General features: G+C 61.3%; 10 protein-coding genes and 2 pseudogenes. 2 read left to right on the top strand and 10 right to left on the bottom strand.

Annotated elements, in window-relative coordinates; genetic code table 11:
• Positions 1-6: 6 nt before the first annotated feature.
• Positions 7-408: a phasin family protein gene (locus AC1RMY_RS15765; RefSeq protein WP_492866024.1), complete on the bottom strand. Its 402-nt coding sequence runs from the start codon at positions 406-408 to the stop codon at positions 7-9.
• Positions 409-523: 115 nt separating this feature from the next.
• Between AC1RMY_RS15765 and AC1RMY_RS15760 the strand changes: the two genes are divergently transcribed.
• Positions 524-1,012 (top strand): NUDIX hydrolase, encoded by a 489-nt coding sequence (locus tag AC1RMY_RS15760; protein ID WP_492866022.1) that lies wholly within the window; start codon positions 524-526, stop codon positions 1,010-1,012.
• Positions 1,013-1,659: 647 nt separating this feature from the next.
• Here AC1RMY_RS15760 and AC1RMY_RS15755 read toward each other — a convergent pair.
• From AC1RMY_RS15755 to AC1RMY_RS15735, 5 genes and pseudogenes are all read right to left on the bottom strand, one after another.
• Positions 1,660-2,308 (bottom strand): annotated as a pseudogene (locus tag AC1RMY_RS15755) (BON domain-containing protein).
• Between the two features lie 126 nt (positions 2,309-2,434).
• Positions 2,435-3,292 carry a universal stress protein gene (locus AC1RMY_RS15750; protein WP_492866020.1) on the bottom strand — a complete coding sequence of 286 codons (858 nt, stop codon included), beginning with the start codon at positions 3,290-3,292 and terminating at the stop codon, positions 2,435-2,437.
• 552 nt (positions 3,293-3,844) lie between these two features.
• Positions 3,845-4,378 (bottom strand): Hsp20/alpha crystallin family protein, encoded by a 534-nt coding sequence (locus AC1RMY_RS15745; protein WP_492866018.1) that lies wholly within the window; start codon positions 4,376-4,378, stop codon positions 3,845-3,847.
• 176 nt (positions 4,379-4,554) lie between these two features.
• Entirely contained in the window at positions 4,555-6,450 is a 1,896-nt protein-coding gene (locus tag AC1RMY_RS15740) for a heavy metal translocating P-type ATPase (RefSeq protein ID WP_492866016.1), read from the bottom strand.
• Between the two features lie 46 nt (positions 6,451-6,496).
• Positions 6,497-6,706, bottom strand: a pseudogene (locus tag AC1RMY_RS15735) (DUF6691 family protein); the annotation flags it as partial.
• Positions 6,707-6,791: 85 nt separating this feature from the next.
• On the opposite strand from AC1RMY_RS15735, the gene AC1RMY_RS15730 reads away from it, so the two are divergent.
• Positions 6,792-7,010, top strand: coding sequence for a hypothetical protein (locus tag AC1RMY_RS15730; protein WP_492866014.1), 219 nt, complete (start codon positions 6,792-6,794; stop codon positions 7,008-7,010).
• A gap of 867 nt (positions 7,011-7,877) precedes the next feature.
• Here AC1RMY_RS15730 and AC1RMY_RS15725 read toward each other — a convergent pair.
• The 4 genes from AC1RMY_RS15725 to AC1RMY_RS15710 all read right to left on the bottom strand — a co-directional run.
• Entirely contained in the window at positions 7,878-8,177 is a 300-nt protein-coding gene (locus AC1RMY_RS15725) for a hypothetical protein (protein ID WP_492866012.1), read from the bottom strand.
• An 833-nt stretch (positions 8,178-9,010) separates the two neighbouring features.
• Positions 9,011-9,778, bottom strand: a complete 768-nt coding sequence (locus AC1RMY_RS15720) for a DUF2092 domain-containing protein (RefSeq protein WP_492866010.1) — start codon at positions 9,776-9,778, stop codon at positions 9,011-9,013.
• A 1,045-nt stretch (positions 9,779-10,823) separates the two neighbouring features.
• Positions 10,824-12,314 (bottom strand): PAS domain S-box protein, encoded by a 1,491-nt coding sequence (locus AC1RMY_RS15715; RefSeq protein WP_492866008.1) that lies wholly within the window; start codon positions 12,312-12,314, stop codon positions 10,824-10,826.
• A gap of 298 nt (positions 12,315-12,612) precedes the next feature.
• A partial coding sequence (locus AC1RMY_RS15710; RefSeq protein ID WP_492866006.1) for a hypothetical protein occupies positions 12,613-12,801 on the bottom strand: 189 nt, incomplete at its 5' end.

Here is a 12,801-nt window from a genome sequence, read left to right as displayed (position 1 = left end):
TGAGACTTAAGCTGCAGCCTTGTGGTTGCCAGTCCAGCCCGACACGTATTGTGCGCCGACGCCGGTCCAGGCATCCATATTCTTCCGCGCGAGCGTCGACAATTTCTCGGCCTCGTCGGCATAGGCGCCGCCGACGCCCTTGGCGAAATCCTGCTGGGCGTCGACCGCCTGGCCGATCTCCTTGCAGCGGCCGAGCTTGGCGCAGAACTCCGCTTGGGCTTGCATGCGGCGGCCCATGAAGGCCAGGATTTCCGAGGTGATCGCGAACTGGGTCTCCCAGATTTTCTGCGGCAGCACGGTTGCCGTGGCGAGCTGCGCTTTGACAATCTGCATGCCTTCGTCGACCATGGCGGTGGGGCCGATCTGGTCCGGAGCGAGAGAGTTGGAGACAGGCTTCGTCGTAGGCATGTGAACCTCCTGAATTGTCTCGGTCGCCTGAATGGTGGCAATGGAAAGATTCCTCCGGGATCGTCTTCCGGTCTTTGATGCAACGCAAATTCCGGAGGCGACGGGAATCTTTTCGATGGCTGCGTCCAGTGCCGGGATTCTCATGTATCGCGTTGCGGAGGAAGGAACCCAGGTTCTCCTCGTCCATCCGGGTGGCCCGTTCTGGCGGCGCAAGGATTTCGGCGCCTGGTCCATCCCGAAGGGCGAGCCATGTCCGGAGGAGTCCGCCGAAGATGCGGCGCGGCGGGAGTTCGCCGAAGAGCTGGGAACCGTGCTCGAGGGGTCTCTCGCTCCGCTGGGATGTATTCGACAAAGGTCCGGAAAGATCGTCGAAGCCTTTGCCATCGAGGGCGACCTGGACACGGAGCGGATTCGTTGCGGCAGCGAGGTTGAGCTGGAATGGCCGCGCGGCAGCGGACGGATTCACCGATTTCCCGAGATCGACCGAGCGGCCTGGTTCTCGCTTCCCGAGGCGCGGTTGCGCATCCTGGCGACGCAAGCAGAACTCATCGAGCGTCTCGAGAAACGGCTACTCGATGAAACGCTTCGTCCTATCGATCGGTGATCTGCCTATTTGCAGATCTGCGACAAAAAAGGATAATATTTGATGCGGTTTTTTTATCCTTTGCCTTAAGCAGCGTCGTCAACGCGTGTTCTATTGATTTTCGTAAGTGATTATCGAGCATTGATTTGCCCGTGGCGCAGAAATAAGCGCTGAGAAGCAGGGTGTTGCATTGGTCACAATCGGATTGAGGGTCGACCATATTCGACATTGTTGACCTCGCACGCCACACGATTTCTCTGTTTCAAATCGGCAGGGGAGCGCTACATGGAAGCGCGGCGCCGGAATCAAGACCTTGAACGCGGGATGAAGTTGCGTCCGTGGATGCCGCCGAACTCCAACTCAGTCGGGCAATCTCTTATCGCCAAGGCCCGATTTCTCGTTTTCGGGAAAGCGGCAATCACAGTTGCCGGGCTGCGCGCCGATCCGCTCGATCTGCCCGCTAGGCCAAATCCTGATCACGCTTCCATCGTCGCGCATGAGGTATGCCGGGATCAGAGCGGAATGGGTTCTTCGAATGCTCTGCTCTTCCGGCTTCGCCAGTCGTGTCGCAAGCATAATCGATCCTCGACATGAGTCAGCCTTCGAGATTGTCTGGAGGGACCGACCGAGACGCGGATCGCGGCCGGTCTGATTCTCTCGGGAAGTTCTCAGGCCACTGCTAGACGGTCCTCGACAATCGCGACCCCGGGAGCGGCCCAGGCCGCTCGTTCGGCGAGCACACGTTCGTGCCAGGCGCTCACCTTGCCCTCGAGGGTCACCCGGCCGCCCGATACGAGCACGCGGATCTGGTTCGCCTCGAGTTCCGCATTGCGCTTCAAAGCGTCCTCGATCCGGTGCTTGATGTCGCCGGCCTGGACGGCGGGCTTGATGGTAATGTTATTGGTGATGCCGGTTACGCCCGACAGCTTCCGAATGGCGGTTTCTGCGGCGCTGCTCTGGAAGTACCAGGGGACCTCGCCGGTCAGGGTGACCCAGCCCTTCTGCACCTTGAGTTGGACTTTGCCTTTGGGAATGGTGGTGTCCCATTCGATGATCTTGAGCGCCCGCTGCGCGATCTCGTCATCGTTCGTCTTCTGATCGGAAGGCCAGCGGACCTCGATTTCCTGCGCGATCGCGCGGACGCCTTTCACGCGCTGGACGACGCGCTCGGCCATCAGCTTCTCGGCGTAGCTGCCGACATGGCCGGATAGGGTCACGACACCGTTCTCGGCGGCGACGCCGGATATGGGCCGCATTGACGCTGGGCTCGAATTCAAGCTCGTTCAGGACGTTTTCGCGAAGAGACAAATCACCCATGGCAACCTCCTGTGTTTGGGTACGTTTGTATTCTAGCGTTTAGAGGCAATTTCAAATTAGCGATTATCAATCTTTAGGTGCTTGAAAAGCCATTATTGTTTTATTAACTTAGAATTTGTTTAGGTTTCAGTGCGACATTAAGCAGGCTATTGGTGAACGGGCGAGAAGATCGCCAGTAACGCCTCCGAAAACCCATTCTCGCATCCGGTTGTGCCCGTAGGCGCCCGACACGATCAGATCGCTACCTTCCTCAAGCGCAGCATCCACGATGGCATCGGCGCGGGAACCCGACAGCGATGCGCGTGCCAGGGGCCGACTGGCAATGCCGTGGCGCTCCAGGTGCGCGCAGACATCCTCCGTGCCCGCCGTACTTGCTTCCCCGTCAACGGAAAGCACCGTCACGGTTTCGGCGCGTTGGAGAAATGGCAGCGCATCGAGCACCGCGCGCCGCGCTTCCCTTGTATCCTTCCAGGCTACTGTGACACTCCGGGCTAGTATCTCCCGGCCGTCGTGCGGGACGACAAGCACGGGGCGGCCCAATCGCAAGACTGCGTCGCCGGGATCGATCGTCATGAGCCGTTGGGAAGTTCCCAAAGACGACCTTGCTACGACCACGAGATCCGCGGCGCGTGCCTGGCTGGCGATGAACGAGTTGGGCTCTTCAATACTCCAGCGCCACTCGATGTCCGGCAGCGAGCCGGCACCACGTCGGAAGTTCGTCTCTGCTTGCGCGAGGTCTTCCATGGCGGCGTTTCGGGCATTCTCGACTAGGATCGGACGCGCGGTACCCAAACCGTCTTCGAGATAGGGGATCGCTGCCTCCTCGGCGGCAACGCCGATCAGGCGGCTGCCGAAACGGGATGCGAGCGAGGTAGCCAGCTCCACACGGTTTTCGGCGCCGCTCGACAGTCCCACGCAAACCATGATGCTGGCGAAGTTGCGAATGTTCGAACTCATCGCGGAGCCTTCGAGTGCGAGGATCACGCCGAACGGCGGTTCAGCGCGGAGGAGGAACGAAAGTTCCGCTGCTTCACCCGCAGGCGGGTTGATTTCAGCTTCATCGATGCAACTCGGAAGGGCAACAGAACCCCATCCTCGGCATTTCTGATCGAAATATAGTCGCCCGCTCCGAAGCGACGGCCGTCGAACCGGAACCCGGGTTCGTCGTCGGCAGTGCTGGCATCGTCGTAGTCGATGCACCAAGTTGCACCGTCCGATCAGCCGGCCCGATGCACCAGCAAGCCGTTTCGATCGGCTTCACCAACCCAGAAGCGTCGAACACGGCACTTGTCGCGGTTTCGCAGCCAAGCTTTGGGATCAAGATGAAGTTTCGTGTCCAGCGGTGCGTGAATCTCGTATCCGCAGCCTGGGTGTCCGTCCGGATCCACGGGCGTTCGCGCAAGATGGAGCGTTACGACATACATCATTGGCATTCTAGATTGATCAGGCAGCCGCTCCCCCGATTGCCCCTCATTGCGGCAAGCGCCGGGACCCAACGTGGGGAATGCGATCGCTTGCCGCGCACTGCCGACGGCGTCAGGCCGCCTTGACGGGGATGACCTCTTCCTCCGGCTGAGCCTTTGCCTGTCTCGGCACGTTGATGGTCAGGATGCCGTTGGCGAAGTTCGCTTCGATCTTGTCGGCGGCGATGTCGTCAGGCAGGCGAAACGAGCGGACGAAGGAACCGTAGCGGCGCTCGGAGACATAGGCGTCCTCGTCCTTGCGCTCCTTCTCGCTCTTCTTCTCGCCGCTGATCGTCAGAACGCCTTCGGATAGTTTGACCTGGACGTCAGCCAGGGCCATGCCCGGAAGCTCGGCCGTGATCTCGTAGAGCTTGTCCGTCTTGGACACGTCGACCGCAGGGACGCTCCCCCAACGCTCGAAGCGCGGCAGGGATAGGTCGAAGGAAGGCGTGCTCGCGAACGGACGTCGGCCGGAGCGAAAGCCGAAAGTGTCGAACAGCCTCTCCATCTCGCTCCAGAAACCTTCCAGGCCCGCCGGCTCGGTTCGGCGGGGCGAAGGCGCACGGGTTTCACTCTTGATCGGAAGCTTGGTTGCTGCTTCTGCCATGATGGCCTCCTGTGAGACGATGGCGAGCGGTGCGGTAGAGCCGCGAAGATCGTGCCGCTCGATCGAAGCCCGGGACCTGACGCACGGCCTACCGGACCGATGGCGTGAACCAAGCACGGATCTCGGTCGGTTACTTTGAGAGAAATCAAAAACGAAATGATGGGAGAGCGAGCTGCTCAGGGCCTGCGATCATGGGCGAACTGGCGCCGCTTCCAAGCGAGCCGGAAGCGCCATTCTTTCGGCCCTGCAAGCGTTCGCAACGCGTTGAGAATGACCGCGATATCGATGCCCTCCTGAAGAAGGGCCCCGGCCACGGGAGGGATCAAACCGAAGGCGGCGAAAACCATGGCGATGCCGGACAAGCCAAGGCCCACGACGATGCTCTGCCGGGCGATCTCGTGGGTCCTTTGCGCGATCGCGACAGCTTCCGCCACCCGTTCGACCTTGTCGACGAGGATCACGACATCTGCCGCCTCCGACGAAGCCGTCGCGCCTCTTGCGCCCATCGCCATGCCGATATCGGCCGCCGCGAGGGCAGGGGCGTCATTGAGGCCGTCGCCCACCATCATCGTGGCTTGCCGATCCCTTTCAGCCATGATGGCAGTGACCTTCTCGGCAGGGCTGCAATTCGCCCGAACCTCGTCGATGGAAAGCTGAGCCGCGACCGCGGCGGCCGTCTCGGCATCGTCGCCCGTTACCATGAGAACGCGGTCGACGCCGATATCGCGCAGACGCCTCAGTGTCTGGGAAGCGTCGGGACGGATGGCATCCGCCATGGTCAGCAGAGCGACAGCCTTTCCCTCGACGGTCACGAAAATTCTGAGAGCACCGGGGGATTCGTGCCATTCTTCCTGTGATGGAATCCAGCCCGGAAGCGGAGCCTCTCCAAGCACGAGGCTTCGAGAGCCAGCCCGGAGCCGACGGCCGTCCACGGTCCCATCAAGGCCCGAGCCCCGATATTCGCGGACATCGGAAGGGTGCGAGAGAGGAAGCCCCTTTCGGTGTGCAAGCCCGACGAGCGTCTCGGCCAGCACATGATGGGAGGCTTGCTCAAGCGAAGCCACGAGCCGCAGGATCTCGTCCGCCTCGACATCGGGAGCGGTGTGCAGCGCGACCAGCCGCGCGCCGCCCTCGGTCAAGGTTCCCGTCTTGTCGAAGATCGCCGTGCGGGTGCGCCCGAGCGCTTCGATGGCGGAGCTGCCCTTGATCAGAATGCCTGAACGCGCCGCTCGCGAGACCCCACCGATGAAGGCGACCGGAGCTGCCAGGATGAGCGGGCAGGGGGTGGCGACTACCAGGACGGCGAGGGCTCGGATCGGATCCCCGGACAGCCACCAGGCCAGCCCGGCGACGAGCAGGGTTGCCGGCAGCAGGAGCAGGGCAAAGCGGTCGGCCATGCGGATGAAGGGGGCTTTCGCGGTTTGCGCCGCTTCAACCATCCGGACGATGCCGGCGTAAGTGCTCTCGTTCGCGGCCGCGGCGGCGCGGTAGCGAACGGCTTCGCCCGCATTCACGGTGCCGCTGCGCAGCAGGTCGCCCTTCGATCTGGTTTCAGGCAGAGGTTCGCCGGTCACGGCGGACTCGTCTAGCTTGGCCCGTGCATCGAGCAGTACGCCATCGACAGGCAGCAATTCGCCGGCGCGAACCAGGAGCTCGTCTCCGGGACGGACCTCCTCCGCGGCGATATCGACAAGCCCATTCGCTTCCCGACGATGGGCGATCCGCGGGCTGCGATCCCGTAGCGAACGGAGTTCCCGCTCCGCCTTGCCCCGCGCGTAATCCTCCAACAGGTTCCCGCCAGAATACATCATGGCGACCACGGTTCCCGCCAGGGGCTCCCCCATGGCGATGGACGCGACCATGGCCACGAGCGCAATGGCGTCCACCCCGACGCGTCCGATCAACAGGTCACGGAGGATCGAAATGGTGAGCGCCGCGGCGACGGGAATGGTGGCCGCGCTCCAGATGAGATTTCCTGACACCGTCCAATCGAGATAGCTGACGACGAGCCCCGCGATGGTGCCAGTGAACGCGACTGCGAGCAGGGTCAGATGGATAGCGATCTCAGGCATGAACCCTCTTCGAGAAGCGCAATTGAGGACACTTTTTATCCCGACCTCAATGCCCGGCCGGCGGCCGCGGAGCGATGATACGGTCGTGCAGGATCATCCCGGTTGCCATCGCCACGACGAAAAGGAAGACTGGCACCGATCCCAGCGACAGTGCCGAGACGGCCGGGCCGGGGCAGAACCCTGCCAGGCCCCAACCGACTCCGAACATAACCGAGCCGGCGACGAGCCGTCCGTCGATCCTCATCTTCGTCGCGATCAAGGTCCGTAGAAGCGCCTGTCAGCTCATCGCATGAACTCCATCGGTGTCGCGGTGGCGATCCCGGCCATGAGATAAGGTCAAGGTGGCCGCAATCGAGTGCTTCGACAACCGGCGATCTCGCGGCGACGAGCTTCAGCCTGACTCCATGGCTTGGGCTTCGGAATTCCTGCGGATGCCGCGCCGACCAACGCTCGCCGTTAAAATGAAGCCGTACTTGCAGCCCAGCAAGGCTGCTCTCAGCCAGCCGATGATCAACCAGATGGCTTTCAGCGTGAAGGCGGCTCAGGCGGGGTCAGCTTGATACGCAGCGTGTCAATGAGATTAGCGATGCAGGCTGGCCCAGATGACTGCGAAGATTGCACCAACTGCATAACCGATAGCACTTGTCATCGCGATAGCCGGCTCTGCCGAACTCGAAGCTATCGACGACCCAGCCTGGTCGGATGAAATGCAGCCAGAATGTGAGTAGGCGCCCAACGTTGACCCCGCGAGCCATGCCTTTAACTAATTGATTCGAATGAATAATTTTTGTGCTCACAGCGGTCGCGATCGGCGCCGGTTGTGACCCTTCTGGCGAGGAAGATAACCTCGTAGCTTGAATGGTTTAGACAACATTGGAGACGGGGTCGCGCTTCGGTGCTCAATCACAATGTGGCACCTGCGATCACGTCGGCAGCGACTCTGACTTCTTCCAGCGGGCGCTCCTAGCCGGCGGGGGGCAAGGCCATTTGCCGAACCGCAGCCGCGAGCGGGACCAATACGCTGTGCCCTCCGCATATCTGCGACTTCGGCCGATTCGTCCGACTGGAGCTTGCGCCTGCCCATCATCACTCACTTATCCGCCGGAGTTCCGGCGGCAAATGGTCGAGCTGGTTCGATCGGGGCGAGCGCCTGAAGAGCTGTCGCGGGAAGTCGAGCCGACCGCGCAATCCATCGCGAACTGGGTCCGTCAGGCTGATCGCGATACCGGCAGGCGCAGCGACGGCCGAGCGCGAAGAGCTGATCCGCCTTCGCCGTGAAAACCAGCGCCTGCTCCAGGAGCGCGATATCCCGTCAAAGGCGGCTGCCTGGTTCGCGCGGGAGAGCAAGGCGAACCCGAACCGGTTTTCTTGGTTCTGAGCGCGCACTAGGCCGTCTTCCCGATCAAGGCCAGCTCCAGGCGCTCAACCTACATTCCCTGTTGGATCAGGTCTGAGAGGGCATTCGCCACAGCGAGCACGCCCTGTTCTTGAATCCGAGCCAGCCTGGAGGCCCGCTCCGACTCCTCCAGACGGTAGAGGTGGAAATCGAACTCGAGCGGCAGAGCCGTGTCGCCGAGGTATTTGGGCCTGTCTCCTCGCTGGAAGTATTCCGCCCGAAGTTCGCAGCCGAGATGCTCTTGGACCGAATGGGGGAGCGGCGGGATATTCTTGCGCGTCCGGGCATCGGTCCGATACAGCGGCGGCTGGGATTTGGTCGTATCGTTCATAATTACTCGGCCCTGATTCAACGTCTCGGGAGAGGGGCGGTCGAGGAGACCGGTTCGTGCCTTGGCGGACGCAGGGCACGAACCTCGGGGTTAACAGCGCCGTCCCAGTCAAAGCTGACAGGAGTTCGCGCTCAGCGCAGCAAAATCGCCAACAAGCCGGGACGCAGCAGATGGTCTCGACCAGGTCGGGGTACTGCCGCCTGCCATACTTCAGCGACAGTTATCACTCGCGGACGACGAGCGCTGACGAGCGTTGGCCGATCTGGTGCTTCCACCAGAGGATCGGCCGCCACTACTCGAATACCCGCCATCGTTGCTGTAGTAGCTGTTTCCACTGCTGTAGTATCCGCTTCCGTTACTGTAATATCCGTTCCCGCTGGAGGCTGCGGCCGCTCCGACAGCGGTGCCGGTAGCGGCACCCGCCGCATAGGCCCAGTGACGATTGTAGTATCCGCTCCCATAGGATCCGTACCGACCAGCATAGGATCCGGATCGGCCGCCATAAAACGCGCCGGCATAGGCATTGCCGCCGCGGTTGACCGTGACGTTGCCGGAGCCGACCACGTTCCCCGAGCCCACACGGCCGTGCGCGGCGACGTTTCCGCCACGAACGGGCGCCACCACGTTTCGCGATCCGACACGGCCGTGGATTGCGCCGCCGCTCGGTGGGCCAAGGTGGCGACCCATCATCGGTGGACCACCCGATGGCGGGCGCGGGAAGGCACCCGATGGCGGACCCGGCAAGTGGGGCAGAGCGGGTTGGGCAACGGCCCCATCCGAGGCTGCTGCGGTGACGGCGAGAAGGCCCGCGAAAATCCGTATCAAATGCCTCATCACTGCTTCCTTTGCTGTCCCGGGGCAGAGGCCGGCGTCAACTCGATCGGTTTCGCATCGGCGGGCGGCTGGAAGTCGAACACGGCGTCCGGGGAATGAACCTGCCGGTCCCAGTTCGTGAATTCGGCGACGAACCTCGGCTGACCGGGGAGCAATCGGTAGGTGACGATCAAACGACGCGGAATGGCCGCTTTATTATTCTCGACCCACAATTCCAGTTCGGTGCCTGCCCCCAGATGAAGGAACAGATGCCGGCACTCGATGCCGTCGATTGTGGCCGTCCCGACTTGCCAGCCAGCGACAGGGTTGCGCAGGAGCGATTGGTCCGGCGACACGCCAAAGAAGTTGACCAGCGGAAAATCGATGTTGAGCTTGTCGAGCACCTCGGTCAGAGCTGCCGGGATGCCCCCCGGGGCGTACATCATCGAGTACACCTTGCGATCAGGCGAGAAGAGGGTAACCGACTTGCCGTCGTAGAACAGATCATTGGAGCCGTCATCGCCGGTCACCTGGATTTTGAGCTTGTCCGGACGGCGCACGACGACGTTCATGGTATGGAAGATGTGAAGCGGTTGTCCGGATTCGTCCAAGTAAACTCGGGCGGTTCGGGCCATAAACGATAGCTCCGGTGCCGAGAGCGTCTTGTTCAAGGCCGAGAGGGCGGTCCCGACGTCCTGACTGAGCGCCGGCCTGATCGATGGAGGCGGTTGCTGGGCGTGCGCGGTTTGCACCGTGGCCGATCCCGCGAGAACGCCGAGCGCGCTCATGAGCAAGCTTGGTAGAATTCTTCGCATCATTGCGTACTTCCTATTTTCCTTATCTGGATGGCGCTTTGGCACCAGTGCCATTTGCCTTTCTCAGGCGATCTCCCGCTGCGAGTGGGCTTGAAATCTCGCATCTTGAAGAGTTCGAGGCGGGGACGTCTCTGCGCAGTTCAACCTCGCTCGCCTGTAGGAAAAGCGGCAGGGCTGGAGGGCGCGCTTGGCCTGGAGCAACTGGGAGAGGCCCAGCACGGACACCAAACCGAAGGCCGCGGCCAAGGTCAGGATCGGGGTCAAGCTGGCGAGTTGCGGAGCGGGAAGGAAGGCGAGCGCGCCCGTCCCGATGACGCAGCCGAGCGCAGCGTACCGGCCGACTGGGGAAATGTTTTGCACTTGACGCATGGCTTGGTCCTTCTGCTGGCATTGCCTCAACCCCATCGGACAAGTGTCAGATCATCGCGCCCCGGCAAGCTGGCCGGGCGCGTGGCGCAATAATCGGATCAGCCTTTTGGGCGGAGGTCGAAGTGAAGTCGAAGTCGCAGGTGAATATCCCGGCTTGCGTGTAAAGCTTGGAGGCGTCGATGATGGCTCTGGCCAATCGGACTTTCTTGCGCCGCCAGTTCAACGGCCTGTTTCGGGCCAGTGTGGGCTGATGGTCATGGGCATCATCTTGGGGAGAGATAGGTGCCGCGTTGTCCAGGGTCCAATATATTGTTAGAAGACCTATAATATCAGAAACATATCAATGGGTTTCTGCTCAGAGATTTCGGCACGCCCGACCGAGGGATTGCGTCGCGCACGGGGCGGGCCCACAGACTTCCGGAAGCAAAAAGATGCTTGGAATCTAGGTCTAAGCTAGCCGAGGTATCGACGACTAAGCCGAGATCACCTTTCTGAAGAGTGCCGATCGATTCAGCCGTGATGCCTGCGTCATGATGCTGGATGGAGCAAAGAGCTTCATCCGGCCTGTATGTCCGAGAACGCTGAGGCCACGCCGAGCAAGTGCTCGAGCTGGGCCTACTTCGGGAGGATTGCCCCGGAGTGCAGGCGATCACGACCGTGCCGCACCCGCCAAGGCCGTCTCAACCCGCACCCGGAGCCCCTTCGGCGCAAATACCATCTCAACGTCACCACCAAGCTGCCGACTCAGCACGCGCTCCAGCAGCGTTGTTCCAAAGCCCTTGCGGTCCGGCACGGTCACGGGAGGGCCACCTTGTTCCAACCATTCGAACCGGATTCGACTTTCCTCGACGTTCGCGGCAGGCAAGCTCCATTTGACATGAACGCATCCTCGCGGACTGGATAGCGCACCATATTTCGCCGCGTTCGTCGTCAGTTCATGTACTGCCATCCCGACAGCCAGAGTAAGGTGGGAAGGCACGTCCAGGTTCGGCCCCGTCAGGATGACGCGTGTGCCGGTCTGATCGTCGTAAGGCTCGAGTTCACTGCGCAGAATATCCCGCAGTTGCACGCCCGCCATTTCGTTGTCCAACAAGAGTGTGTGGGTCTTTGCAAGGGATATGATCCTATGGGTCAAGGAACTCCTGAAGTTCTGAAGCGATGTCGCGTTGCGGGCTGTGGAGTTCACCAAGGCTTGCACCGTGCTCAGGGTGTTCTTCACCCGGTGCTGGAGTTCGCGCATGAGCAGGGCCTGCTGCTCCTCCAGCCGCTTCTTTTCTGTCATGTCGGAGAACATGCCCAACGCACCCGAGACCTGTCCCAACTCGTCACGCAGGGCGCTCGTGGCGGCCAGGACGGGAATAGCCGCGCCGTCCCTATGCCGAAAGCGGATCTCGAACTGCTCAAACCCGCCGGCCAGATTGCGGCCGACCCGCTCGCGGTGGTTCGGCTCGTCTTCGGGGAAGGTGAACTCCAGCGCCGGACGCCCGATCATCTCGGCCGGGGTGCACCCCAGCATGGCCGCCATCCGTGCATTCACGAACTGCGTCCGCGCATCCGCGCCAATCAGCCAGATGCCCTCGTTAGCCGTTTCGACTATGGTGCGGAAGCGCGCCTCGCTGGCACGCAGGGCTTCTTCGGCGAGCTTGCGGTCATGGATATCGGTAGTCGTCCCAAACCAAGCCGTTATGGTGCCTTCGTCATTCCGAACCGCAATGGCCCGGGTAAGGAACCAGCGATATTCACCGTCATGGCGACGGATGCGAATCTCGGTTTCGTAATCGCCGCCGCTTCGCGTCGCCGAGATCCACGCTTCCATGCAGGGGCCCCGGTCGTCGGCATGAACAGTCCGTTCGGGCCAACTGCTGGTATTCTGTTCAGTCGCGATGCCGCAGAAGCGGTACCACTGTTCGTTAACGAAGGTGATTGTTCCGTCGGGAGCCGCAGTCCAGATTATGGTTGGGACCATATTGAACAGGGTCCGGAAAGGAGCGTCGCTCTTCGTGAGAAGGCCGCCGTGCTGCGAGATGATCGGGAAGCCTTGAGAGAGTAGGGTGGCCTTATTGCTTACAGCATTTGTCCGCGGCGACTCCGTGACACCCGAATCGCATGTGAGCATTCCAGTATTCAGAATGTCGATCACGCCTGCGCCAGTCCTGGCATCTGTCGCCACACTTTCCACGGGCTTGTTGGCAACTTTGGGTGTTCTGAATCTCATTGGTATTGAACCCATCCAGTCCTTAGGCAGGGACAGGGCTAGTCGCTGTCAGAATGCTGGTCCAATATATTGTTCGCGATCTGATGATTGGAGATAATTATCAATAGCTGGGCGGGTGCAGCTTGGTAGAGACCGCCGAGCGGAGCCATATGTCCGTCGTCAGATGATTTGAGACCGTTTTCGTTTCTCAGGAACGGAGGCTCTGGCTCATCTTGGTTTAAGGCTATGCGGCCTGCAGCTGATGCTGCAAGCGTCTCTGTTGGATAGTCTGGCGTTTGATCCTTTCGCGTTCGGTGAGGATGGCCTGCCCGCGGCCGAAGTAGACGTCGGCGGGCTGTCCGTCGTCAGATGATTTGAGACCGTTTTCGTTTCTCAGGAACGGAGGCTCTGGCTCATCTTGGTTTAAGGCTAT

Source organism: Allobosea sp. GW822-FHT03F07, assembly GCF_058801345.1.
The sequence above is the reverse complement of the archived record's forward strand: the minus strand, read 5'-3'. Positions and strand labels throughout refer to the sequence as shown.